Raw genomic sequence first — 25,595 nt, 5'->3', positions numbered from 1 at the left:
TTATACCTTCGCCACGAGTGGGCGACCGAGCAGGCCCTGGGGACGGAAAATAAGGATCACCACCAGCAGGGAGAAACTGAACACGTCTTTGTAGTCAGAGTTGATCAACCCCGAGAACAGCGACTCGGAAATACCCAGGATGATCCCGCCCAGCATGGCCCCAGGCAGGGAGCCGATGCCGCCGAGTACCGCTGCGGTAAATGCCTTGATGCCGATGATGAAGCCGGCATAGAAGTCGAACGTGCCGTAGTTCAGGGTGATCAGCACACCGGCCAGCGCGGCCATGGCGGCACCAATCACGAATACGTAGGAGATGACCCGGTCGGTGTTGATACCGAGGATCGACGCCATTTTGCGGTCTTGCTGGGTAGCGCGGCACATGCGGCCGAGCTTGGTGTACTTGATGATGTAAGTCAGCAGGCCCATGCCGACGAACGCGGCCACCAGGATGAACACCTTGGTGTAGGTCAATTGCACGAAGCCGGTGCCGATATCGACTCTCCAGGCGCCGGCCAGCAGCGTCGGGATGCCTTGTTGCTTGGCGCCCTGGGCGATCTGCGCGTAGTTCTGCAGGATCAGCGAAATACCGATGGCGCTGATCAGCGGTGCCAGTCGGGTGGAGTTGCGCAGCGGTTTGTAGGCGACACGCTCGATGACCCAGCCGTAGACGCCGGTGACGACGACGGTGAAGATCAGGGTGCCAAGGATGAGCAGCGGGAAGGATTCGATGCCGAAGTAAGCCAGCAGTGCCAGACTGATCGCCGCGAGGTAAGCGGAAATCATATAAACCTCGCCATGGGCGAAGTTGATCATGCCAATGATGCCATAGACCATTGTGTAGCCGATGGCGATCAAGCCATAGACCGACCCGAGGGTCAGCCCATTGACCAGTTGCTGCAGGAAAATACCATCCATAACGCAATCTCACGCAGTGAGAGCCTGCACACCTGTGGGTGTGCGGATCTTCTAGGAGGAAAAGACAGACACAAAAGGGGCTGGCAACCAAGTCCCCGTGTGGGAGCTGGCGTGTATGGGCGCCGGGCTTGCCCGCGATAGCGACACCTCGGAATGTCAGTCAACCCGAGGTGACGCTATCGCAGGCAAGCCAGCTCCCACAAAAGCCCGGTTCCCACAGGGTCAAGTGGCGTCTAACCCATCGCGCTAACTATTACTTCTGCTTTTCCAGCTGGTGATACTTGCCGTCCTTGTCCCACTGGTAAACCACATAGTCGGAGATTTTCAGGTCGCCCTTGGCGTCCCAGTTCTTCTCGCCCATGACGGTTTTGACCGGGTGGGATTTCAGCCATTTGGCTGCGTCTTCGCCCTTGTCGGACTTGGCGCCATTGAAACCGGCGGCCAGGGCCTGGATCGAGGCGTAGGCGTACAGGGTGTAGCCTTCAGGCTCGGTGCCATTTTTGCGGAACTCTTCCACCACGGTCTTGCTGTCTGGCAGCAGGCGTGGGTCGGCGCCGAAGGTCATGTACACGCCATCCACGTACTGTGCACCACCGGCGGTGGCCACCAGTTCGTCGGTCACCACGCCGTCATCGGACATGAACTTGACGTCTTTCAGGCCGGCTTCACGAATCTGCCGAACCAGTGGGCCGGCTTCCGGGTGCAGGCCGCCGAAGTACACGACGTCAGCACCGGTGGAGCGGATCTTGGTAACCAAGGCGCTGAAATCTTTCTCGCCACGGGTCAGGCCTTCTTCCAGCACCGGCTTCACGCCGCGCTTGGTCAACTGCGCCGCAGTGGCGTCGGCCAGGCCTTTGCCGTAGGTGTCCTTGTCGTTGATAACGGCAACTTTCTTGCCCTTGAGCACGTCGACGATGTAGTCGCCGGCCACGATGCCTTGCTGATCGTCACGACCACACATGCGGAACACGGCCGACAGGCCACGCTCGGTAACCTGCGGGTTGGTGGAGCCCGGGGTGATCATGATCACGCCCGCATCGGCATACACCTCGGAGGCTGGGATAGTGTTCGACGAGCAGAAGTGCCCGACCACGCCAATCACTTTGTCCTGGTCAACCAGGCGGTTGGCCACGGCCACAGCCTGCTTGGGTTCGCAGGCGTCATCGCCGGCCACCAGCTTGATCTGCTCGCCGTTGATGCCGCCGGCCTTGTTGATGACATCGGCTGCCGCCTGGGCACCTTTCATGTACTGCTCACCAAATGCCGCGTTGGCGCCGGTCATCGGCCCCGCTACGCCAATCTTCACATCAGCTTGAGCAAACGCAGAAACACCCAGCGCCGCAGCAACGGCGAGGGCTAGAAAACCTTTCTTGTAAAACGTCTGGGACATGAGTGGTGCTCCGAGGTTTTTGTTGAATTGGCACTGCAGCTTCACTTCAAAAACTTTCGGAGAAAGCCCAGAGCAAGCGTCGTGCCATTACGTTTTTATTATTCAAAAAGACACGGTGTCATTGTTATTGCAGGTTTTTGGGCGCCTTTTGATTGGACGTGCAACCGTCTATCTCAACCAGGTGCAACCATTGGACCTATAAAGTGCAACCCGACCAATCTAGCACTGCAACCCGGCCACTAAACGGCCACCCTTAAACATGTAACAGCGTGCGTAACGGAAGTGCACATTTACAGTGCGTTACTGCTACGACTCGCACCAATACAGATTAGTAGCCGGCTAAGAAAATGCAGGCTTCTGAGGGGTATTTCGTTGATCAGATCACGATCCGCAGGCATTGGCCCGCGTGATACAGCGAGAATCCCGCCTCGTACAAACAGCTGCGCAGGCCCACACCGGCCAACGGCTGCATCGGCGCAAAGGGGATCGGCAGTGCCTGTGGATCCTGGTGACACAGATAATCCGCGAAGGCTTTGCCCACGACACTGCCGGTCGTCACCCCGCGCCCGTTGTAACCGGTGACCGCCACCAGCCCGGGCGCCGGCTCGAACAGGCGCATCAAGTGGTCCGGGGTGAACGCGATGCAGCCGGTCCAGGTGCACTCCCACTGCACCGGTTTGAGGTACGGGAAGTAGTGCTGTTGCACCCTATCGGCCCAGGCCTTGAGGAACCACGCAGGTTTCTGGTTGCCGTTGCCCAGGCTGCCGAGCAGCAGGCGGCCTTCGGCGTCGCGGCGGATGCTGCTGAGTACCTGGCGAGTGTCCCAGGAGCCTTGCCCGCCGGGCAGGATTTGTTGGGCGGCGTCGTCGGTCAGAGGGGCCGACGCCACCTGATAGTAATAACCGGGGAAGAAGTTGCGGCGCAGTTCGGTCCACTCGCCTTCGGTGTAGGCGTTCGAAGCGATCACCACCTGTTCGGCCTGCACCGAGCCTTGGGCAGTCTGCACAGACCAGTGCTGGCCCTGGCGTTCCAGTTGGGTGACTGGGGAGTGATCGAACAACTGTCCGCCGAGCCCGACGGCGGCATTGGCCAAACCACTGGTGTAGGCCATCGGGTTCAAGGTGCCGGCCCGCCGGTCGAGCAAGGCGGCAGCAATCTTTTTGGTACCGGTGGCTTGTTCGCATGCAGCGCCGGTCAACAGCTCCACCGGTGCACCGCGACGCTTCCACTGTTCTTCACGACTGCGCAAATCCGCCTCGCCACGGGCGTTGTGCGCCATGTGCAAGGTGCCCTCGCGACGCAGTTGGCAGTCGATGTTGTATTTGTCGATCAGGCTGAACACCAGGGACGGTGCCGCGCCGAGCATGCGGTTGAGCTGGCTGCCCACCGCGGTACCAAAACCGGCTTCGATCTCGTCCGGGGGAATCCACATCCCTGCATTGACCAGCCCTACGTTGCGCCCCGAACCACCGTGGCCGGTGCGATGGGCCTCGAGTACGGCGACACTTTTTCCTTGTTCCAGCAAGTGAATGGCTGCCGACAAACCGGTGATGCCGGCGCCGATCACGCACACATCCACTTTTACCTCGCCCTTGAGCGCGGCACGATCCGGCCGGCCAGGAGTGAGTTGTTCCCACAAACATGCTTCGCGTAATGCCATTGCCAGACTCCGATGAGACCTAACAAACCACTTTTCCGAATTGTAAATACGGTCAAATGTGGGAGCGGGCTTGCTCGCGAAAGCGGTGGATCAGATAAGCATTCGTTGACTGACACACCGCTTTCGCGAGCAAGCCCGCTCCCACATTGACCTCACTCCGACTTGAGGTATCAGTCGAAGGTAATGCCCTGGGCCAGCGGCAGTTCCAGCGAGTAGTTCACGGTATTGGTCTGGCGACGCATGTACCCGCGCCATGCATCCGAGCCCGACTCACGCCCGCCACCGGTCTCTTTCTCACCGCCAAACGCGCCACCAATCTCCGCGCCGCTCGGGCCGATGTTGACGTTGGCGATCCCGCAGTCACTGCCTACCGCCGACATGAACTGCTCGGCCTCGCGCACGTCAGTGGTAAAGATGCACGAAGACAGGCCTTGTGGCACCGCATTGTTCAGGCGCAGCGCTTCAGCGAAATCGGTATAGCCGACCACATACAGAATCGGCGCGAACGTCTCGGTGCACACCACATCACTCTGCTCCGGCATTTCCACGATGGCCGGCGACACGTAGTAAGCGTTGGGGAACGTGTCTTCCAACTGGCGCTTGCCGCCAAACACCCGGCCGCCTTCGCTCAAGGCCTGCTCCAGGGCGTCCTGCATGTTTTCGAAGCTGTGCTTGTCGATGAGCGGGCCGATCAGGTTGCCTTCCAGCGGATGGCCGATGCGCACTTTGGAATACGCAGCCTTGAGGCGGGTGACGATTTCCTCTTTTACCGACTCATGGGCGATCAGCCGACGCAGGCTGGTGCAGCGCTGGCCGGCGGTACCGACGGCGCTGAACAGAATCGCGCGCACGGCCATGTCCAGGTCGGCGCTTGGGCCGAGGATCATCGCGTTGTTGCCGCCCAGTTCGAGAATGCTGCGGGCAAAACGTGCAGCGACTTTCGGCGCTACTTCGCGGCCCATGCGGGTGCTGCCGGTGGCGCTGATCAGCGCAACACGCGGGTCATCCACCAGTGCGGCGCCGGCATCGCGGCCACCGATGATCACCTGGCTGAGGTACGGCGGCGCATCGCTGAAGTTCTTCAGTACGCGCTCGAACAGTGCCTGGCAGGCCAGGGCGGTAAGCGGGGTTTTTTCCGACGGTTTCCAGATCACTGCGTTGCCGCACACCAGCGCCAGCGCGGTGTTCCACGCCCATACGGCGACCGGGAAGTTGAAGGCGCTGATCACGCCAACCACGCCCAGCGGGTGCCAGGTTTCACGCATGTGGTGGCCCGGACGCTCGGAGGCGATGGTCAAGCCGTACAACTGGCGCGACAGGCCGACGGCGAAGTCGCAGATGTCGATCATTTCCTGCACTTCACCCAAACCTTCCTGGGTGATCTTGCCGGCTTCCCACGACACCAGCTCGCCGAGGTCGGCCTTGTACTCGCGCAACACGTCGCCGAACTGGCGCACCAGCTCACCACGACGCGGGGCCGGCACCTTGCGCCAGGCCTCGAATGCATGCTCGGCGCGACTGACCTGCTGCTCCACCTCGGCGGCGCCTTCCCAGTGCACACTGGCAATCCGGCTGCCATCAATGGGCGAATGCACGGGTTGTTTACCCGACTGGTACAGCGCCGGGTTTACCCCGAGACGATCAAGCAATGCGGCAACCATGGGTCACTCCTTCAATCTACAAACAGAAATTTGCGCCGCCAGCGGTCGCGGCGATCCAGACCTTATTTGTAGCTGGCCCAAGACTTGCCAACAAACGACGATTAGGCGAGATATCATTCCGTTTATTCATGCTAAGAACAAAAAGAGGCGTGCCGTGCTGAATAAAAGACATTTGCCCTCGATCACCGCCCTGCAGTGCTTCGAAGCGGTCACCCGCCACCTGAGTTTTACCCGCGCCGCCGAAGAGCTGAACCTCACCCAGAGCGCTGTCAGCAAACAGGTCGCGCAGCTGGAAGAACTGTTGCAGCACCTGCTGTTTCGCCGGGTGCGCCGCCGCTTGCAGATGACCCCGGCGGGCGATCTGTACCTGGTGGAAGTGCGCAAGATCCTCACCCAGGTGGAGATGTCCACCCATTACCTGCGCTCCTACGGCGGCGAGACTGAAGTGCTGCGGGTGTCCACGCCCTACACCTTCGGCGCCCGCTGGCTGGTGCCGCGCCTCAAGGGCTGGCGACTGCGCCATCCGCAGATTCACCTGGACCTGTGCAACGAACAGGAGCCCGACGAGCTGCTGCAAGGCAAGGCCGACCTGGCCTTCTACTTTGGCCAGGGCTCACGGCCCGGCACCGAGAGCCTCAAGCTGTTCAGCGAAGAACTGGTGCCCGTGTGCTCACCCGACAGCCTGCCCGCCCAAGCATTTACCGACCCCACGCAACTGAGCGAACTGGTGTTGCTGCAAAACGCCTCGCGCCCGCAAGGCTGGCATGACTGGTTCGCCGCCCAGGGTCATCACACCGAGCACAGCTACCATGGGCCGCGCTTCGAGACCTTTTATATGTGCATTCGCGCCGCACAGGTTGGCTGCGGTGTGGCGCTGCTGCCCAGGTTTCTGGTGGAAGAAGAGCTCGCCGAAGGCAAGCTGGTGATCCCCTGGCAGCATGCGATGCCGAGCCAGGATGCCTATTACCTGGCCTACCCCGAGCACTCGGCTGAAGTGCCCAAGGTGCGGGATTTTGTGAAGTGGATGATGGAGCAGGTTGAGTCTGATTGAGGCGCGTCGCCTGCAATACCGCCTTCGCGAGCAAGCCCGCTCCCACATTTGAAATGCGTTCCAAATGTGGGAGCGGGCTTGCTCGCGAAGGCGCCAGGGGCCAAACAACCATGCCCAGCTGAAAAAACACTGGCAAAACAGCACAGGTCTATGCGCCACTAGCGCCATTCCTTAATTGTGCGTAAAGGTCGGCGCCCATCGCCGACCCGTCTGGAGATTCCCGTTATGAGCGAGAGTGTGTTTGCCGATCGCATCGTGCAGAACCTGCTCGACACCGACTTCTACAAGCTGACCATGATGCAGGCGGTGCTGCACAACTACCCGAACGTGGAAGTTGAATGGGAGTTTCGTTGCCGCAACAGTGAAGACCTGCGCCCGTACCTGGCGGAGATCCGCTACCAGATCGAGCGCCTCGCCGAGCTGAGCCTGAGCCCCGACCAACTGGGCTTCCTGGAACGCATCAGCTTCATGAAGCCGGATTTCCTGCGCTTCCTCGGGCTGTTTCGCTTCAACCTGCGCTACGTGCACACCGGTATCGAAAACGGCGAGCTGTTTATCCGCCTGCGCGGGCCATGGCTGCACGTGATCCTGTTTGAAGTGCCGATGCTGGCCATCGTCAGCGAAGTGCGTAACCGCTATCGCTACCAGAGCGTGATCCTCGAACAGGCCCGCGAGCAGCTGTATCGCAAGTTCGACTGGCTGACGGCCAACGCCAGCGTCGAAGAACTGTCCGAACTGCAGGTCGCGGATTTCGGCACGCGTCGACGCTTCTCCTACCGCGTGCAGGAAGAAGTGGTGAACGTGCTCAAGCACGACTTCCCCGGGCGTTTTGTCGGCACCAGCAACGTGCACCTGGCCCGCGAGCTGAACATGAAGCCGCTGGGCACCATGGCCCACGAATGGATCATGGCCCACCAGCAACTCGGCCCGCGCCTGATCGACAGCCAGATCGCCGCCCTCGACTGCTGGGTGCGCGAGTACCGTGGCCTGCTGGGCATCGCCCTGACCGATTGCATCACCACCGATGCGTTTCTCAGCGATTTCGACCTGTATTTCGCCAAGCTCTTCGACGGCCTGCGCCACGACTCCGGTGACCCGGTGCAATGGGCCGAAAAGGCGATCGCCCACTACCACAAGCTGGGGATCGAGCCGATGAGCAAGACCCTGGTGTTCTCCGACAGCCTGTCGCTGCCCAAGGCGCTGGAGATTTTCCGCGCGCTGCGTGGTCGGATCAATGTGAGCTTCGGCATCGGCACCAACCTGACCTGTGATATTCCAGGTGTGGAACCGATGAGCATCGTGCTTAAAATGACTGCCTGTAATGGCCAGCCCGTCGCGAAGATTTCCGATGAAGCGGGCAAGACCCACTGCACCGATCCGAACTTTGTCGCCTATTTGCGCCACGTTTTCAAAGTACCTGCCCTACCCAGCAAGGAGTGAATCATGCAAGCCGTACAGCGCGAGATTGCTGAACAGCTCAAGGTCCAACCGCCGTTCAAGGACCAGGCCGCCCTTGAGGCGGAGGTCGCCCGGCGCGTTACCTTTATCCAGGATTGCCTGCTCAATTCAGGCCTCAAGACGTTGGTGCTGGGCATCAGCGGCGGCGTCGACTCCCTGACCGCCGGCCTGCTGGCCCAGCGTGCAATGCAAGAGTTGCGGGCTGCCAAGGGTGACGATGCGTACCGCTTTATCGCGGTGCGCCTGCCCTACGAAACCCAGTTCGACGAACACGACGCCCAGGCGTCCGTGGACTTTATCGAGCCCGACGAGCGCCACACAGTGAACATCGGCCCGGCGGTGAAATCCCTGGCCAATGAAGTGGCGGCGTTTGAAGGCAAGGCCGCGGTCTCCCGGGACTTCGTGCTGGGCAACACCAAGGCGCGCATGCGCATGGTGGCGCAGTACACCATCGCCGGCGCGGCCGGTGGTTTGGTGATCGGTACCGACCATGCGGCGGAAGCCGTGATGGGCTTTTTCACCAAGTTCGGTGACGGCGCCTGCGACCTGGCACCGCTGAGCGGGCTGGTGAAGAACCAGGTGCGCGCGATTGCCCGGCACTTTGGTGCTCCGGAATCGCTGGTAGAGAAGATCCCGACGGCCGACCTGGAAGACCTGTCGCCGGGCAAGCCGGACGAAGCGTCCCATGGCGTGACCTATGCCGAGATCGACGCGTTCCTGCACGGCGAGCCGGTGCGCGAGGAGGCCTTCAAGATCATCTGCGACACCTATCGCAAGACCGAGCACAAGCGGGTGATGCCGTTTGCACCCTGATCTGACGTAGCGGCTCATTCTGGCAAAAGGGCTTGTTGTGGTGAAGGAGCTTGCTGTGGTGAAACAGAGCTTGCTGTGGTGAAAGAGCTTGCTGTGGCGAGGGAGCTTGCTCCCGCTGGGGCGCGAAGCGGCCCCTGAAACCTGCTTACTGCTTTTTCTGATGCTACGCGGTGAGCTTATTGGGGCTGCTCCGCAGCCCAGCGGGAGCAAGCTCCCTCGCCACAAGAGCAGCCTGCCTACAGGCAAAAAAAGCGCCCCGAAGGGCGCTTTTTTTTGCCTGAAGATTGCTTACTTCAGGGTCACAGTGCCTTTCATCATCGAGATGTGGCCTGGGAACGAGCAGAAGAACGCGTAGTCAGTGCCTGCCGCCAGCTTCGACACATCGAAGGTCACGGAGTCTTTCTCGCCGGCACCGATGATCTTGGTGTGGGCGATGATGCGGGTGTCGCCGTCTTTCAGGTAGTTCTTGTCGATACCGGCGGCCATGCCGTCGCTGGCGATGCCAGGCATGTCGGCGGCGGAACTCAGCACCCAGTTATGGCCCATGACGTTTTTCGGCAAGCTGCCGGAGTGGGTCAACTCAACGGTGAACGTCTTGCAGCTCTTGTCGATTTCGATGGCCTTGGTGTTGAAGGACATCTGGTCAGTGGAGTCGACAGTGACCTTGCACTCTGCAGCAAGCAACTGGCCGCTAGCCAGAGTCAGCAGGGAAACAGCAACGAGTTTGGCAAACATGTGAATCTCCAGGGCAGGGTTTAAAAAACGCATATTGCGACAAGGGTGCCTGAGTCAGGCAGGACTTCATATGATCTGTATCAACAGATTGTATACAACTTTAGGCTATCAGACTCATCGACACAATCTACCGGCCAAAGTGCGGGTGCCGGCCTATGATCGGTCCATCACCCTTCCGGAGTCCCAGCCATGCACCTCAATAGCCTGTTCCGCAGCCTGCTTGCCGCCTATGCCTGTGGTGCCAGCGGCACCTGCGAAACACCTCAACGCGAGGTTTAATCCTTTGAGAGACGCAAGCCAGCCTTTACTCTTTAGCCACAAATGAGTGGAGTCAGGTATGTCCTTGAAGTCTGTCTGTGTGTTTTGCGGTGCCAGCAGCGGCACCAACCCGGCCTACCGTGAAGCAGCCGTGGCCCTCGGGCGCGCGCTGGCCGAGCGCAAGCTGACCCTGGTGTACGGCGGCGGCGCCGTGGGCCTGATGGGTATCGTCGCCGATGCGGCGCTGGAAGCCGGCGGCGAGGTGATCGGAATTATTCCCGAAAGCCTGAAAAACCTCGAAATCGGCCACAAAGGCCTGACCCGCCTGGAAGTGGTCGACGGCATGCACGCCCGCAAGGCACGCATGGCCGAACTGAGCGACGCCTTTATTGCGCTGCCGGGCGGCCTGGGCACCCTGGAAGAACTGTTCGAAGTCTGGACCTGGGGCCAGCTCGGCTACCACGGCAAACCGCTGGGTTTGCTCGAAGTGAACGGTTTTTACCGCAAGTTGACCGATTTTCTTGATCATATCGTCGGCGAAGGCTTCGTCCGGGCACCGCATCGTGCCATGCTGCAAATGAGCGAATCGCCGGCTGAGCTGCTTGACGTACTGGATGCCTGGCAACCGCTGGTCCTGCCCAAATGGGTGGACCAAAAACCCGATTAACCCTTGGGACGCGATTAAAGGCAGAATACGCGCCGCTCAACCTCACCTTCGACCCCAGAGGATCGCCCATGGCAAAACCTAATTACTCCTTCGCCAAACGTCAGAGAGACTTGGCCAAAGAGCAGAAGAAAGAGGAAAAGCTGCAGCGCAAGAAAATTGCAGCCGACGAAGAAGCCGGTGCACTGAACCCGGATGCTGAAGGTACAGTGGCTACAGACGAAACCGAAGCACCGAAAGACGCTGAATAGGTGATCGTTCCCACGCTCCGCGTGGGAATGCATCCTGGGGCGCTCCGCGTCCCGATTTGAGATATGTGCATTACTCCAGCGGCATCACCGTCACCCGCACTTCCGGGTCATGGCTCCCTCCCCCCAGAATCACCCCCCGCAACGGCGAAACATCGGAAAAGTCCCGGCCCCAGGCCAGGGTGATGTGTTCCAGTGCCGGCTGCACATTGTTGGTCGGGTCAAAATCCACCCAACCCGACACCGGGCAAAACACCGACACCCACGCGTGGGACGCATCCGCGCCGATCAACCGTGGTTGGCCGGGCGGTGGCTGGGTCAGCAGGTAACCGCTGATATACCGCGCCGCCAGGCCCCGGGAACGCAGGCACGCGAGCATCAGGTGGGCGAAGTCCTGGCACACGCCGCGCCGGCGCTCCAGCACTTCCACCAACGGCGTGGCGACCTGGGTGGCTTCGGCATCGAAAGTAAATTCGCTGAAGATCTTCTGCATCAGCGCCTGCACACCCAGCAGCAACGGGCGACCTGCCGGGAAACAGTCTTCGGAGAACTCGACGAAGCTTTTCTTCAGATGCACATAGGGCGATTCGAACCGATAGCGGCAGGCCTCGATCACTTCAGCCGACAGCGGCTGGCTGCTGTAGGTCAGGCCGTTGCGGGTCTGGTCCCAGGCCGGCGACAGGCTGAAATCCAGCAGCGGCCGCGCCAGCACTTCCACCGTCAGCCCGGCGTTGACCAACAGCTCATCGTGGGGCCGCTCGAACGCCAGCCGGGTGATCGGGTTACCAAACACGTCCAGCTCATCCCGGCGCGCGGTCGGCTCGGGGCTGATCTCCAGTTGCTGCGAGCTGCAGCGCTGCCAGGCGCAAGGCCGCGGCCACAGGTGCGCGAGCTGCTGGGCCAGGGACACCGGGCTGTCGTAGTGATAATGGGTATCGTGGAAAATCTGGTAGCGGGCACTCATCACACAGACACCGTTTGCTGGCTGACATCGTCCACATGGGCAAAATGGCGCAAGGCCAGGCGGTCGGAGACTTGCCCACTTTCATCGGCCACCGCTTGCAGCAGGTCGGCCAGGCCATCCAGCGCGGCACGCACACTGGACTCGCCGAACAGCGGGTTCTCCAGGCAGCCCAGGTCAAAGCGCGCCAGGCGCTCCACCAACGGCGCCAGCCCGGTTTCCCGGGGCACGCTGAAATCGTCATTCAAGCGACGCAAGGTGCGGCTCACCAGTTTCAGCTGGAACAGCACTGCGTGGGGGTTTTGCTCATCCAGCAGCAACAGGTCCAGCACCGGAATCAGCTGCGGTACCGCGAGGTAGCGCGAACGATAGGTGATGCTGCTGTTGCCCAGTTCCAGCAACCACTCCAGCCCGGCCTGATCGAACACCGCCACGCCGCGCAGGAACGCCGCCAGGCTGCTGCTGAGAAACTGCAGGCGCTCGATGCGCCGGCCCATCATCAGGAAGCGCCAGCCCTCGTCGCGGGTCATGTCGTCAAGGGCAAAGCCCGACAGCGCGGCCAGGGACATCACCAGGCGGTTGAGGAAATCCAGCAGTTCGCCGAAGTCCGGCTCTTCGCTTTCCAGTTCCAGGGCTTCGCGCTGCAACTCCACCAGCGCCTGCCAGTTTTCCCGGGACAGCTTGCCGCGCACCTGGGACGCCGCCCACTGCAAGCGCTGCAAGTTGGCCCGCAGGCTCGAGGGCCAGTCATCACCGAGCAACGCCGCCTGAAGCCGCTCAGGCAACTCGCCCTCCTCCGGCAACAGTCGCAGGTTCTCACCCAGTTCAACCGCCGCCTGCAGCGCCAGCGGGTCGTCTCCGTCGACATAGCGGGCGAGGACGATCCGCAACCAGCGCGCACTGTCATCACAGCGCTCGCAATAACGGCCAAACCAGAACAGGTTTTCCACCACCCGCGACGGCAGGTACGGATCACGCCGCACCAGGTCATGGGCGCCGATGGCCCGTTGGGCGCGCCATTGCTCGGTGCCATGGGCACGTTCGCCGAGCACCCAGGTGTCCTTGCTCGCACCGCCGCGCTGCATCGACACCACTTCGGCATCGGCATCGGCGGCCACACGGGTCAGGCCACCGGGCAGTACCCGATAACCGTCGGCGCTGGCTACGGCGTACACACGCATGCCGATGGCGCGGTGCTGAAGGTGATCGTCAACGGTGTGCCAGACCGGCGCCTGGGACAACTGCGCAAGTTCCTGGGCGACATAGGCGTAAGGCCGCGCGCGCATGCGCTCAGCCAGGGCCTCGCGTTGTTCGTCGTTCAAGTCGCGGCCAAATACCGGGGTAAAGCTTTGCGACGGAAACGCCGGCTTGATCAGCAGCTCCGGCAGTTTCTCCAGGGCTTCGGCCAGCACCGGCGGCTCACCGCACCACCAGGTCGCGATGGACGGCAGGATCAGCTCTTCGCCAAACAGGAATTGATTGATCTTCGGCAGAAAGCCCAGCAGGCCGGGGGACTCCAGCACGCCACTGCCCAGGGCGTTGGCCACCAGCACATTGCCCTGGCGCACGGCATCCAGCAGGCCGGGCACGCCGAGGGCCGAGTCGGTGCGCAGTTCCAGCGGGTCGCAGAAGTCGTCGTCCAGGCGGCGCATGATCGCGTGCACCCGGCGCAGGCCGCTGAGGGTCTTGAGGTACACCGTGGCGTCGCGCACGGTCAGGTCGCCGCCTTCCACCAGCGGGTAGCCAAGCTGGCGGGCGAGGTACAGATGCTCGAAATAGCTTTCGTTGAAACGGCCCGGGGTCAGCAGCACGATCAGCGGTGGCTGGTCGTCGCTCGGCGCCTGGCGGGCCAGGGTTTCCTGCAGGGTGCGGAAGAACCCGGTGAGGTGCTGCACCTGCAAGTCGCGGTACAGGTCCGGGAAGGCGCGGGACACGATGGTGCGGTTTTCCAAAGCATAACCGGCGCCGGACGGGGCCTGGGTCCGGTCGGCGGTGACCCACCAGCGGCCATCCGGCGTACGCGCCAGGTCCACGGCGTACAGGTGCAGGAACGCGCCGTCGGGCGGCTGGATGCCCTGGCACGGCCACAGGAAATTGTTATGGCCGAACACCAGTTCTGCCGGCAGCAAGCCTTCGGCGATCAAGCGTTGCGGGCCGTAGAGGTCGGCCAGTACCGCATTCAGCAGGCGTGCGCGCTGGGCGATGCCGGCGGCAAGTTGCTTCCATTCATCGGCCGCCAGCACGTGGGGCAACAGGTCCAGTTCCCAGGGGCGATCCGCGCCCTTGGGGTCGGCGTAGACGTTGTAGGTCACGCCGTTTTCCTGGATCTGCCGGGTCAGCAAGGCCTGGCGCTGGGCCAGTTGCGCCGGGGTGCTGCGTTGCAGGTGATCGAGCAACCGCTGCCAATGGGCGCGAACCGCGCCGCTGTCGTCCAGCAGTTCGTGATAAGTGCCCGCGGTCAGCGGGTAACGGTCGAGCAAGTCGGGCATGGAACGCTCGGCAGAGGCAAGGGAAGTCGAATTAACTCACAAACCACGCGATCCAACTGTGGGAGCGGGCTTGTGTGGGAGCGGGCTTGCTCGCGAAAGCGGAGTGTCAGTCACTTAATGTGTTTCTGATACACCGTATTCGCGAGCAAGCCCGCTCCCACATTTTGAATCGCATTTAGTCATTCTTATTGGGGAAGCGCCGCAAATCCAGGGTCATCGGCAATTCATCATTGATCACCACACTCGGCACCGGCAATTTCCCGGGGCTGTGTCCCAAGCGGAAAAACCGCGCCATCCGCCGGCTTTCAGCTTCATTGGCATTCACCGGCAGGCTGTCGTAATTGCGCCCGCCCGGATGGGCGACATGGTACTGGCAACCGCCCAGCGAGCGCTGCATCCACGTATCCAAAAGATCGAACACCAGTGGCGCATGCACCGGGATCGTTGGCTGCAGGCAGTTGGCCGGTTGCCAGGCGCGATAACGCACGCCAGCCACAAACTCGCCGACGCGCCCGGTGGGTTGCAGCGGCACCGGGATGCCATTGCAGGTCAGCAGGTAACGCTGGGGCGGCAGGCCACTCAACTTGACCTGCAGGCGCTCCAGGGACGAATCCACGTAACGCACCGTACCGCCCACCGCGCCCTCCTCGCCCAGCACATGCCAGGGCTCCAGGGCCTGGCGCAATTCCAGTTCGATACCGCTGACGGCGTAGTCACCGACCTTGGGAAAACGGAACTCCAGGTGCGCGGCAAACCATTCGGCCCGCAGCGGATAACCGGCAGCGTTCAGCTCGACGATCACGTCGGCAAAATCCTGCTCGATAAAGTGCGGCAGCAGGAAGCGGTCATGCAGCTCTGTGCCCCAGCGCGCCAGCTTCGGCGGCGCATAGGGTTCACGCCAGAACCGCGCGACCAGTGCCCGCAGCAGCAATTGTTGGGTCAGGCTCATGCGGGCGTGGGGCGGCATTTCAAAGGCACGCAATTCCAGCAGGCCCAGGCGGCCGGTGGCACCGTCCGGCGAGTAGAGCTTGTCGATGCAGAACTCGGCACGGTGGGTATTGCCAGTGACGTCGATCAGCAGGTTGCGCAGCAGGCGGTCCACCAACCATGGCGGGCATTCTTCGCCCGCTTCGGGCATCTGCGCGAAGGCGATTTCCAGCTCATACAACGCATCGTTGCGCGCTTCGTCGACCCGTGGTGCCTGGGAAGTCGGGCCGATGAACAGGCCGGAAAACAGGTAGGACAGCGACGGGTGGTTATGCCAATAGCTGATCAGGCTGCGCAGCAGATCGGGACGCCGCAGGAACGGCGAATCCTTGGGCGTAGCGCCACCGAGCACAAAGTGGTTACCGCCGCCGGTGCCGGTGTGGCGCCCGTCGATCATGAATTTTTCTGTGGTGAGGCGGGTTTGCCGGGCTTCTTCGTAGAGAAACTCGGTGCGTTCCACCAACTCGTCCCAGGTGGCGGACGGCTGCACGTTGACCTCGATCACACCCGGATCCGGCGTCACCCGGAAGTTGCTCAGGCGTGGGTCGCTCGGCGGCTCATAACCTTCCAGCAACACCGGGCAATGCAGTTCTTCGGCGGTGGCTTCGATGGCGGCCACCAGTTCCAGGTAATCCTCGACCCGTTCCAGCGGCGGCATGAACAGGTACAAGCGGCCGTCCCGTGCCTCGGCGCACAGGGCGGTGCGGGTCAGCCAGTCGGCAGACTCGTCGATCTTCGGGATACGGTCTTGGCTGGCAGCTGCCTCGCCATGGCTTTGCAGTTGTGAGGTGGTCGGCAGGTCTGCCAGGTCCTGATTGGGATCGGTGGGGTGCACGAACGGATAGTCCGCCGCCGTTACCCACGGTTGCGAGGCCAGTGGCAGGCGATAACCCAACGGTGAATCGCCCGGCACCAGGCGGCAATGGTTGTCCCGCAGGTACCAGCGCCCGCTCTGCCAGCGGTCATTGGCCGCCGTGCGCGCCAGCGGCAGCACCTGGCCGATGACTTTATCCAGGCCCTGGCTGAAGACCTTGCGCAGGCGCTCGCGCTCAAGCTTGTCCTCCAGGCGCGGATCTTCGGCGCTGACGTTTTGCGGCAAGGCGCCTTCGCGCCACAGGTAATAGAAATTGTCTTCGTAGGCCGGGAATACAAACTGCGCGGGCAGTTTCAGGCGCTCGGCAACGCTGGCCAGAAAACGCCCGGCCATCACGCCATCGGCACCGTAGCTTTGCTGCTCATCGGCGATCAGCGCGCTGTTGTGCCAGATCGGCACGCCGTCGCGGCGCCAGTAGCAGTTGAGAGACCAGCGCGGCAGTTGCTCGCCGGGGTACCACTTGCCCTGGCCGAAATGCACCAGGCCCTTGGGTGCGTAGTGCTTGCGCATGCGCTGGAACAGCTCGGCGGACAGCCGGCGTTTGTCCGGGCCCAGGGCGGCGGTGTTCCATTCCGCCCCGTCGGGGTCGTCGATGGAGACGAAGGTGGGTTCGCCGCCCATGGTCAGGCGTACGTCGTCCTTGTGCAGGTCACCGTCGATCTGCCGGCCCAGGGCCTGGATCGCCAGCCACTGCTCTTCGGTGTAGGGCTTGGTAACCCTGGGCGCTTCCCAAATCCGTTCCACGGACATCTCGTGGGTAAATTCGCACTCGCAGGGTTCCACCAGGCCGCTGATGGGCGCCGCGGAAGAAGGATCAGGACTACAGGCCAACGGGATATGACCTTCACCGGCGAACAAACCGGAGGTGGCATCGAGGCCGATCCAGCCGGCGCCGGGCAAATACACTTCGCACCAGGCGTGCAGGTCGGTGAAATCCACCTCGGTGCCGGACGGGCCGTCGAGGGCTTTGACGTCGGCGGTCAGCTGGATCAGATAGCCCGACACAAATCGTGCCGCCAACCCAAGGTTGCGCAGCAGTTGCACCAGCAACCACGCCGAATCCCGGCAGGAACCGGAGGCATTTTCCAGGGTGAACTCCGGGGTCTGTACGCCCGGTTCCATGCGGATCAGGTAGCCGATATCGGCGGCCAGGCGCTGATTCAGGCCCACCAGGAAATCCACCGCCGGCAACGGCGTGCGGTCGATACCCGCCAGATACGCGGCGAATCTCGGGGTCAGCGGCAATGTTTCGAGGTACGGCGCCAGCTCGCGCTGCTCATCGGCGGCGTAGCTGAAAGGGATTTTTTCGGCGTAGGGTTCCAGAAAGAAATCGAACGGATTGAATACCGCCATCTCCGCGACCAGGTCGACTTCGATGCGCAGCTCGTCAGTTTTTTCCGGGAACACCAGACGCGCCAGGTAATTGCCCTGGGGATCTTGCTGCCAATTGATGAAGTGCTGTTCCGGCAGCACCTTCAGCGCGTAGGAAAGAATCCGCGTGCGGCTATGGGCCGCCGGACGCAGACGAACAATCTGTGGGCCGAGTTCGACCGCGCGGTCGTAGCGGTAATGCGTAACGTGGTGCAACGCGACATGAATCGACACGGCGGCCTCCTGCGAGCCAGGGCATGGAAACAAAGCGCGCAAGACTTATGCCAGAGCAGTGGTCATTGCGCTTTATCGTGGGACCCGGTGCAGTACAGCACCAAAACGGCGCGATGGCTGCCGTCGTGGTGCGAGGGTTGCACATATTTGTGGCGGGAGTGTGAGGGTGGGTGGTGAATCTACCCAGTCAACGGGCTTTGTGCCTGGCGATCACGGCTTCACGCAGGTGGCGCACTTCGACCAGTTTCTGGCGCATTTCGCGGTGGCGCTTGCTGTTAAGCAATAGCAGTGCAAGTAAGGGTAAAAGCACGCTCACGCCATAAATGAACGCATGCGGCTGATACACGATAGTGGGCAGCACACACGCGAAACAAAGCCCCAGTAACACCACCAGTGGCCAGACCCATTGCGGGTGCCCGCGCGCAATCATGAAGTTGCAGTGCACGATGACCAACGTCAGAGCGACTCCGCCGAGAAAGGAGTACTTGGCGTTATCCGCCAGGGGAAGGTCCCGGAAATAGCTGTCAAAAAACAAAGGCACCGCGAAGACCAGGGAAAATACCGCTGCAAATATCGCCCCCATGAAAACCGGAAAGTACCGGGATAGAAAGGCACGAATGCTCGGTGCTTGGTTCATTGCTCAATCTCCTCGTATAGACCTACGGCAATGGTTCGGACATTCCCGGAGAGCGCACTGCCCGTGAAGCCAATCGAGGCGCCCAACGCATCCTGTATTTGCGTGACCGTTGCGTGCTTGACCTGTGTGGGCGTGAAGCGCTTGGGCAGCTCACCTGACAACTGTCGCAACTTGAGCATCTTCGAGCTCAAGCGAGGGTCGTTAATGCTCAGCAACTCCTTGGTCAGTTTGGCGCGCTCTTGTCGATTCAAGCCTTTCAGTACCTCCCGAACACTTTTGCCGGTGGTCGCCTTATTCAGCCGGACCAACTTGAGGGTGGTGAGTGACGATGCACCGACTCCGACCAACGATGCGGCGTCCAACGCGATCATCGTGTATTGATACCATTCCTCGCCGTCGAGCTCGTCGTTGCGCGACGGATTTCTTATTTCGTTGACGGTCCGGTAGCCACCGGCAAAACACTGAACGGTACTGGCTGCCGCAGCGGTGTAGCCGAGGGCTGCGACCACCGTACTGGCACCCGCCGAAAACGGTATCGCGACAGAGCCGCTGAGCACCACTACCCAGCCGATGACTGCACCGGCACACGACAGCGTGGTGTTGATCGCTTCACCCACCAGCCGCGATTCACGGGGATTGTCTTGCACCTGCTGGGCGAACTGCGCCGGCGCTATGTACCGCTGCGCTTCCCGCAGGATCACGCGTTTGGGCGCAATGCTGCAGATGGGTTGGAATTCGCGCAGGGTCACGATGTTGAAGTCGGCATCGATATACACCACACCCGCCCCCACGATGCCGGGGTCGGCGTCGATGGCGGCAAACAGGCGTGGCAGGTTGATCTGGCTTTCGATGCGCTGGCGGGCCATGAACTGGGAGCGGTTGGAGTCCATGCCGATGCCAAGCAGGGGGCTGCTCATGGGGGTGTTCTTCCTTGAAATGGGTGGTGTCTGAACTGGCGCTTTCGCGAGCAAGCCCGCTCCCACATTCGACCGCATTCTCATGCTGAAACCCGGTCACATGTGGGAGCTGGCTTGCCTGCGATGGCGCTCGAATGGGCGCCACCTTAACAAACAGGCTACCCACCCGCTAGAAAGCAAAACGCCAGCACGAGGCTGGCGTTTTTGCGTTTCAGGCTGCGATCAACGCGGCACGACCGGCTTGCGGGCTGGCTTCTTGCCTTTGCCCTTGGCGGCGTCGGTGCGCTCCTTGGCGGCCTGCTTGTTGCGCGCCATGGCCGCGGCCTTGGCTTGCTCGCGCTTGTCCCACGGGTTGCTGCCGTCACTGCCACGGGGCGGCAAGCCGGTATGCTGGGTGAGGATCCTGGTGGTGGTTTCCTTCGCAACCTTGTGGCTGCCAGCCGGCGTCGAGTTTTTGCGACGGGCGCTCTGGTAGCTGTCGGTGGACGGTTGGTGCAACGGGATCAGTTGCTCCTTGCCCGGCCCGATCAGGTCTGCACGGCCCATGCGAGTCAATGCTTCACGCAGCATCGGCCAGCCCTTCGGGTCGTGGTAGCGCAGGAAGGCCTTGTGCAGGCGGCGCTGTTCTTCGCTCTTGACGATGGTCACCGCGTCGCTCTTGTAGGTGACCTTGCGCAGCGGGTTCTTGCCCGAGTGGTACATCGCCGTGGCGGTGGCCATTGGCGACGGGTAGAACGCCTGCACCTGGTCGGCGCGGAAGCCGTTGCCCTTGAGCCACAGGGCCAGGTTCATCATGTCTTCATCGGTGGTGCCCGGGTGGGCGGCGATGAAGTAAGGAATCAGGTACTGCTCCTTGCCCGCTTCCTTGGTGTACTTCTCGAACATGCGCTTGAACTTGTCATAGCTGCCGATGCCCGGTTTCATCATCTGGTTGAGCGGACCTTCCTCGGTGTGTTCCGGGGCGATCTTCAGGTAACCACCGACGTGGTGGGTCACCAGCTCCTTCACGTACTCCGGCGACTCGACCGCGAGGTCGTAGCGCAGGCCGGAAGCGATCAGGATCTTCTTCACACCCGGCAACGCACGGGCGCTGCGGTACAGCTGGATCAACGACGAGTGGTCGGTGTTCAGGTTCGGGCAGATGCCCGGGAACACGCAGGATGGCTTGCGGCACGCGGATTCGATTTCCGGGCTCTTGCAGGCAATGCGGTACATGTTCGCGGTCGGGCCGCCGAGGTCGGAAATGACGCCGGTGAAGCCTGGCACCTTGTCGCGGATCTCTTCGATTTCGCGAATGATCGACTCTTCGGAACGGTTCTGGATGATCCGGCCTTCGTGCTCGGTGATCGAGCAGAAGGTGCAGCCGCCGAAGCAGCCACGCATGATGTTCACCGAGAAGCGGATCATGTCGTAGGCCGGGATCTTTTCCTTGCCGTACGCCGGGTGTGGAACACGGGCGTAAGGCATGCCGAACACGTAGTCCATTTCTTCGGTAGTCATGGGAATGGGCGGCGGGTTGAACCACACATCCACTTCGCCGTGCTTCTGTACCAGCGCGCGGGCGTTGCCCGGGTTGGTTTCCAGGTGGAGCACGCGGTTGGCGTGGGCATACAGCACCGAGTCGCCACGGACTTTTTCCACGGACGGCAGACGGATCACGGTCTTGTCACGGGTCATGCGTGGGCTGGCCAGGATCTGTACCACCTTGGCCTCTTCCGGATCTTCCACCGGGCCCTTTTCCTGCTCGATGGCGCAGGCCTGGGTGTCCTGGGTATTCACGTACGGGTTGATGATCTTGTCGATCTTGCCCGGACGGTCGATACGGGTGGAGTCCACCTCGTACCAGCCTTCAGGCGTGTCACGGCGAATGAACGCAGTGCCGCGCACGTCGGTGATGTCTTCGATCTTGTGGCCCCACGACAGGCGCTGGGCGACTTCGACGATGGCCCGCTCGGCGTTGCCGTACAGCAGGATATCGGCACAGGCGTCGATCAGGATCGAGTTGCGTACACGGTCCTGCCAGTAGTCGTAGTGGGCGATGCGGCGCAGGGAGGCTTCGATGCCGCCGAGCACGATCGGCACGTGCTTGTAGGCTTCCTTGCAGCGCTGGCTGTAGACCAGGCTCGCGCGGTCCGGACGTTTGCCGGCCATGCCGCCTGGGGTGTAGGCGTCATCGGAGCGGATTTTCTTGTCGGCGGTGTAGCGGTTGATCATCGAGTCCATGTTGCCGGCCGCGACGCCGAAGAACAGGTTCGGCTCGCCGAGCTTCATGAAGTCGTCTTTGGACTGCCAGTTGGGCTGGGCAATGATCCCGACGCGAAAGCCCTGGGACTCCAGCAGCCGGCCGATGATTGCCATGCCGAACGACGGATGGTCCACGTACGCGTCACCGGTGACGATGATGATGTCGCATGAATCCCAGCCAAGCTGATCCATCTCCTCCCTGCTCATCGGCAGGAATGGCGCAGGACCGAAACATTCGGCCCAGTACTTGGGATAGTCAAATAACGGCTTGGCTGTTTGCATGACGGTGACCGGTGTTGAGATGAAAAATCGCGGGCGCGGAATATAGCACAAAATTTGACCAATTCCGACCTTTGCAGTCGGAATTGGCGGGCAGCGCTTTTACTCGTCTTCGAAGTTATAGCTGCCCGGCGCCAGGTTCTCGAAGCGGGTGTATTTACCGATGAAGGCCAGGCGCGTGGTGCCGATTGGCCCGTTACGCTGTTTACCGATAATGATTTCAGCGATGCCTTTATGCTCGGTCTCCGGGTGATACACCTCGTCCCGGTATACGAACATGATCACGTCAGCATCCTGCTCGATCGCTCCGGATTCCCGCAAGTCGGAGTTGATCGGGCGTTTGTTCGGACGCTGCTCAAGAGATCGGTTGAGCTGCGACAGGGCAACCACCGGGCAGTTGAATTCCTTGGCCAGGGCTTTCAACGAGCGGGAAATCTCGGAAATCTCGTTGGTCCGGCTGTCACCGCTGGAGCCCGGGATCTGCATCAACTGCAGGTAGTCGATCATGATCAGGGCAATATCGCCGTGCTCACGCACCAGGCGTCGGGTACGCGCGCGCATTTCCGACGGGCTGATGCCCGCGGTGTCATCGATAAACAGCTTGCGATCGTTGAGCAGGTTGACCGCCGAGGTCAGGCGCGGCCAATCGTCGTCTTCCAGGCGACCGGCACGCACCTTGGTCTGGTCGATGCGGCCCAGGGACGACAACATACGCATGATCAGCGATTCGCCTGGCATCTCCAGGGAGTAAACCAGTACGGCCTTGTCGCTGCGCAACACGGCGTTTTCCACCAGGTTCATGGCGAAGGTGGTTTTACCCATGGACGGACGGCCGGCGACGATGATCAAGTCGGCTGGCTGCAGGCCGCTGGTCATGCCGTCGAGGTCGGTGTAGCCGGTGGACAGGCCGGTGATGGCGTTGTCGGTGTTGAACAAGGTGTCGATACGGTCGATGGCCTTGGTCAGCAAGTCGTTGACGCTGACCGGGCCGCCGGTTTTAGGCCGGGCCTCGGCGATCTGGAAGATCTGCCGTTCGGCTTCGTCGAGAATCTCTTCGGCAGTGCGGCCTTCCGGGTTGAACGCGCTGTCGGCGATCTCGGTGGCGATGCCGATCAACTGGCGCAACGTGGCCCGCGCACGGACGATCTGCGCATAGGCCTTGATGTTGGCAACCGATGGCGTGTTTTTCGCCAGCTCGCCCAAGTAACCAAGGCCGCCCACTTGGGACGTTTGGCCTTCCTTGTCCAATTGCTCGGCCAGGGTCACCACGTCGATCGGTGAGTTCTGGTCGGCCAGCTTGGCAATGGCGCGGAAGATCAGGCGGTGGTCATGACGGTAGAAATCGCCGTCCGAGACTTGATCCAGCACGCGTTCCCAGGCGTTGTTGTCCAGCATCAAGCCACCGAGCACGGCCTGTTCGGCCTCGATGGAATGCGGCGGCACCTTCAGGGCAGCGGTTTGCAGGTCATATTGCTCAGGAGCGGAGATATCGTTCATGGCCACTTGGAATAGTTGGAGAATCAGGAGCTACAGAAAAACAAAAGGCACGACCTGTGAACAGGATCGTGCCCGATGTTAACTGCCTGGCACGCGAGGTGCCAGTCAGTTAGGTGTTGCTTAAGCTGCTACCACAACAACGCGTACGGTTGCTTCGACTTCAGCGTGCAGGTGCACGGCTACATCGAATTCGCCAACGTTGCGGATGGTGCCGTTCGGCAGACGAACTTCGCTCTTCTGCACTTCAACGCCGGAGGCGGTCAGTGCATCAGCGATGTCGTGGGTGCCGATCGAACCGAACAGCTTGCCTTCGTCACCGGCGGTGGCAGTGATAGTCACTTCCAGCTCAGCCAGTTGGGCAGCGCGAGTTTCGGCCGAAGCTTTTTTGTCTGCTGCTGCTTTTTCCAGCTCGGCACGACGCTCTTCAAACGCAGCCAGGTTGGCAGCGGTTGCAGCGGTGGCTTTGCCGTATGGCAGCAGGTAGTTACGACCGTAGCCGGCCTTAACGTTCACTTTGTCGCCCAGGTTGCCCAGGTTGGCGACTTTTTCCAGAAGGATCAGTTGCATGTGAAAATCCTCTAACTTTTAACCTTCACCGTTCGCGTTATCGGCGTCTTTCGGCGCCAGACGACCGCGAAAATCAATCAGGCCGTCGACAATGGCCAAGACCACGAGTAACGGATAGATCAGCTGCATGAACAGCAACAGCGTCACGTACAACCCCACCAGCCAGAATCTGCCCAGTCGCTTTTGCGCCACCAGCCCATGAATCAGGGACAGGCCGGCGAATACCAGCGGTACGCTGCACAACGGCACCAACAGCGCCAGGCCAAAAGTCGGCCCGACCACCATGAACGCCAGCAGCAACATCGCCGGTCCAGCGGGGATTCTGATACTGCGAAACTCGCGACCAAAACCACCCGGGTTATACAACAACGCCTGCCAGTAACGCCCAAGAATCAGGCTCAGCAAGCTGACAATCTGCAACAGTGCCGCTATCAGGCCGGTAAGCATCGGTGCAACCACTGACGCAAAGCGCGCTCGCTCCTCTACCGATAACTGCTGGTAGAGATCCCCGAGGGCCAGCGGCAGGATCTTGATGATCTCCTGCGCCAGCGCCTCGATTTGCGGGCGGAAAGCCGCGCCAAGCGCCAGTGAATACACCAACCCCAATGCCACGCTGACCAGCAGCGTACGGACCCAGGACTCACTTGCGCGCAAAACCAACGCAAGGGTCGATGAACCGAGCAGTACCAGAAGTACCCGTGGATCATCGAATTTCAACCACCAGACCAAGGCCGGCAGTATTCCCAGGGCAAGAACGCCAAGGGCGTCCTTCAAACCGCGCCGCAGAAGCACAAGGCAACCCGCGGCAGCACCCAACCAATACAACAACGGCAATGCTGCACATCCAGCCACTACCAGAGTGGCCTGCACACGACCGCGCATGATGAACTCAGCTAAGGCGCGCATGCATTCAATCCCTTACTACTTGTCGACTGCCCGGTCTCAGCGGCCGTGGCTGTCGGTGTAGGCCAGCAGGGCCAGGAAGCGGGCGCGCTTGATAGCGGTGGCCAGCTGACGCTGATAACGAGCTTTGGTACCGGTGATGCGGCTTGGAACAATTTTGCCGGTCTCGGATACGTAGGCTTTCAGAGTGTTGAGATCTTTGTAATCGATCTCCTTCACGTCTTCAGCGGTGAAGCGGCAGAATTTACGACGACGGAAGAAACGTGCCATTTGATAGGCTCCTTAAAAGGTCCGTGGATTACTCGTCAGCGTTATCGCTGTTGTCGCTGTCATCACTATCAGCGCTTTCAGCGCCTTCGTGCTCAGGACGGTCGCGACGCTCACGGCGCTCACTGCGGTTTTCTTCAGCCTTGAGCATCTCGGATTGGCCGGTAACGGCTTCTTCGCGACGGATGACCAGGTTACGGATCACTGCATCGTTGTAGCGGAAGTTGTCTTCCAGCTCGGCCAGGGCCTTGCCAGTGCACTCAACGTTCAGCATCACGTAGTGAGCCTTGTGAACATTGTTGATTGCGTAGGCCAGTTGACGACGGCCCCAATCTTCCAGACGGTGGATTTTGCCGCCGTCTTCTTCGATCAGCTTGGTGTAACGCTCTACCATGCCGCCGACTTGCTCGCTTTGATCCGGGTGGACCAAAAAGATGATTTCGTAATGACGCATGAATGCTCCTTACGGGTTGTAGCCTGCCGCTCAAAAACGGTCAGACAAGGAGTGAATGACA

At 61.2% G+C, this 25,595-nt stretch carries 21 protein-coding genes; 5 read left to right on the top strand and 16 right to left on the bottom strand.

The window, feature by feature from the left end:
- From HX817_RS02180 to HX817_RS02165, 4 genes are all read right to left on the bottom strand, one after another.
- Positions 1-915, bottom strand: a complete 915-nt coding sequence (locus HX817_RS02180; RefSeq protein ID WP_003217447.1) for a branched-chain amino acid ABC transporter permease — start codon at positions 913-915, stop codon at positions 1-3.
- Positions 916-1,168: 253 nt separating this feature from the next.
- Complete coding sequence (locus HX817_RS02175; protein WP_003217449.1) at positions 1,169-2,305, bottom strand: branched-chain amino acid ABC transporter substrate-binding protein; 1,137 nt, start codon at positions 2,303-2,305, stop codon at positions 1,169-1,171.
- 376 nt (positions 2,306-2,681) lie between these two features.
- Complete coding sequence (locus tag HX817_RS02170; protein ID WP_087692468.1) at positions 2,682-3,965, bottom strand: FAD-binding oxidoreductase; 1,284 nt, start codon at positions 3,963-3,965, stop codon at positions 2,682-2,684.
- 170 nt (positions 3,966-4,135) lie between these two features.
- Positions 4,136-5,626, bottom strand: a complete 1,491-nt coding sequence (locus HX817_RS02165; protein ID WP_003217452.1) for an aldehyde dehydrogenase family protein — start codon at positions 5,624-5,626, stop codon at positions 4,136-4,138.
- A 154-nt stretch (positions 5,627-5,780) separates the two neighbouring features.
- Here HX817_RS02165 and HX817_RS02160 point away from each other — a divergent pair, with 154 nt between their 5' ends.
- The 3 genes from HX817_RS02160 to nadE all read left to right on the top strand — a co-directional run bounded on the left by HX817_RS02160 (position 5,781) and on the right by nadE (position 8,948).
- A complete protein-coding gene (locus HX817_RS02160) occupies positions 5,781-6,677 on the top strand; it encodes a LysR family transcriptional regulator (RefSeq protein WP_003217454.1) in 897 nt (298 codons plus the stop codon).
- A gap of 225 nt (positions 6,678-6,902) precedes the next feature.
- Positions 6,903-8,117, top strand: a complete 1,215-nt coding sequence (pncB, locus tag HX817_RS02155) for a nicotinate phosphoribosyltransferase (RefSeq protein ID WP_003217456.1) — start codon at positions 6,903-6,905, stop codon at positions 8,115-8,117.
- 3 nt (positions 8,118-8,120) lie between these two features.
- Entirely contained in the window at positions 8,121-8,948 is an 828-nt protein-coding gene (gene nadE, locus HX817_RS02150) for an ammonia-dependent NAD(+) synthetase (RefSeq protein ID WP_003217462.1), read from the top strand.
- Positions 8,949-9,236: 288 nt separating this feature from the next.
- Here nadE and azu read toward each other — a convergent pair whose 3' ends face one another.
- Complete coding sequence (azu, locus tag HX817_RS02145) at positions 9,237-9,683, bottom strand: azurin (RefSeq protein ID WP_008439083.1); 447 nt, start codon at positions 9,681-9,683, stop codon at positions 9,237-9,239.
- A gap of 337 nt (positions 9,684-10,020) precedes the next feature.
- On the opposite strand from azu, the gene HX817_RS02140 reads away from it, so the two are divergent.
- Together HX817_RS02140 and HX817_RS02135 are read left to right on the top strand one after the other, a co-directional pair.
- The gene (locus HX817_RS02140) at positions 10,021-10,608 is read left to right on the top strand and encodes a TIGR00730 family Rossman fold protein (RefSeq protein WP_003217468.1); all 588 of its coding nucleotides are present in this window, start codon (positions 10,021-10,023) and stop codon (positions 10,606-10,608) included.
- 68 nt (positions 10,609-10,676) lie between these two features.
- Positions 10,677-10,856 carry a hypothetical protein gene (locus HX817_RS02135; protein WP_003217470.1) on the top strand — a complete coding sequence of 60 codons (180 nt, stop codon included), beginning with the start codon at positions 10,677-10,679 and terminating at the stop codon, positions 10,854-10,856.
- A 70-nt stretch (positions 10,857-10,926) separates the two neighbouring features.
- Here the strand turns inward: HX817_RS02135 and HX817_RS02130 are convergent, their stop codons facing one another.
- The 11 genes from HX817_RS02130 to rpsF all read right to left on the bottom strand — a co-directional run bounded on the left by HX817_RS02130 (position 10,927) and on the right by rpsF (position 25,534).
- A complete protein-coding gene (locus HX817_RS02130; protein ID WP_177039707.1) occupies positions 10,927-11,817 on the bottom strand; it encodes a transglutaminase family protein in 891 nt (296 codons plus the stop codon).
- Positions 11,817-14,303, bottom strand: a complete 2,487-nt coding sequence (locus HX817_RS02125; RefSeq protein WP_177039706.1) for a circularly permuted type 2 ATP-grasp protein — start codon at positions 14,301-14,303, stop codon at positions 11,817-11,819. Before HX817_RS02125 ends, HX817_RS02130 begins: the two co-directional genes overlap by 1 nt.
- Before the next feature lie 175 nt (positions 14,304-14,478).
- On the bottom strand, positions 14,479-17,769 hold the full coding sequence (locus HX817_RS02120) for a DUF2126 domain-containing protein (protein WP_003217475.1): 3,291 nt from the start codon (positions 17,767-17,769) through the stop codon (positions 14,479-14,481).
- A 187-nt stretch (positions 17,770-17,956) separates the two neighbouring features.
- Positions 17,957-18,406 (bottom strand): hypothetical protein, encoded by a 450-nt coding sequence (locus HX817_RS02115; RefSeq protein WP_177039705.1) that lies wholly within the window; start codon positions 18,404-18,406, stop codon positions 17,957-17,959.
- On the bottom strand, positions 18,403-19,323 hold the full coding sequence (locus HX817_RS02110) for an NAD synthetase (protein ID WP_134325641.1): 921 nt from the start codon (positions 19,321-19,323) through the stop codon (positions 18,403-18,405). The genes HX817_RS02115 and HX817_RS02110 overlap by 4 nt, the downstream gene beginning before the upstream one ends.
- A gap of 222 nt (positions 19,324-19,545) precedes the next feature.
- Positions 19,546-21,849 (bottom strand): YgiQ family radical SAM protein, encoded by a 2,304-nt coding sequence (locus HX817_RS02105; RefSeq protein ID WP_008439091.1) that lies wholly within the window; start codon positions 21,847-21,849, stop codon positions 19,546-19,548.
- A 99-nt stretch (positions 21,850-21,948) separates the two neighbouring features.
- Positions 21,949-23,343: a replicative DNA helicase gene (gene dnaB / locus HX817_RS02100; protein WP_003217484.1), complete on the bottom strand. Its 1,395-nt coding sequence runs from the start codon at positions 23,341-23,343 to the stop codon at positions 21,949-21,951.
- A gap of 120 nt (positions 23,344-23,463) precedes the next feature.
- On the bottom strand, positions 23,464-23,910 hold the full coding sequence (gene rplI / locus HX817_RS02095; RefSeq protein ID WP_003171376.1) for a 50S ribosomal protein L9: 447 nt from the start codon (positions 23,908-23,910) through the stop codon (positions 23,464-23,466).
- Positions 23,911-23,928: 18 nt separating this feature from the next.
- Positions 23,929-24,816: a hypothetical protein gene (locus HX817_RS02090; protein WP_003217488.1), complete on the bottom strand. Its 888-nt coding sequence runs from the start codon at positions 24,814-24,816 to the stop codon at positions 23,929-23,931.
- A gap of 36 nt (positions 24,817-24,852) precedes the next feature.
- Positions 24,853-25,083, bottom strand: a complete 231-nt coding sequence (rpsR, locus tag HX817_RS02085) for a 30S ribosomal protein S18 (protein WP_002551829.1) — start codon at positions 25,081-25,083, stop codon at positions 24,853-24,855.
- A 28-nt stretch (positions 25,084-25,111) separates the two neighbouring features.
- Positions 25,112-25,534, bottom strand: coding sequence for a 30S ribosomal protein S6 (gene rpsF, locus HX817_RS02080; RefSeq protein WP_003217491.1), 423 nt, complete (start codon positions 25,532-25,534; stop codon positions 25,112-25,114).
- Positions 25,535-25,595 lie beyond the last annotated feature (61 nt).

Source organism: Pseudomonas sp. C6002 (assembly GCF_013385805.1).
GTDB lineage: Bacteria > Pseudomonadota > Gammaproteobacteria > Pseudomonadales > Pseudomonadaceae > Aquipseudomonas.
The sequence above is the reverse complement of the archived record's forward strand: the minus strand, read 5'-3'. Positions and strand labels throughout refer to the sequence as shown.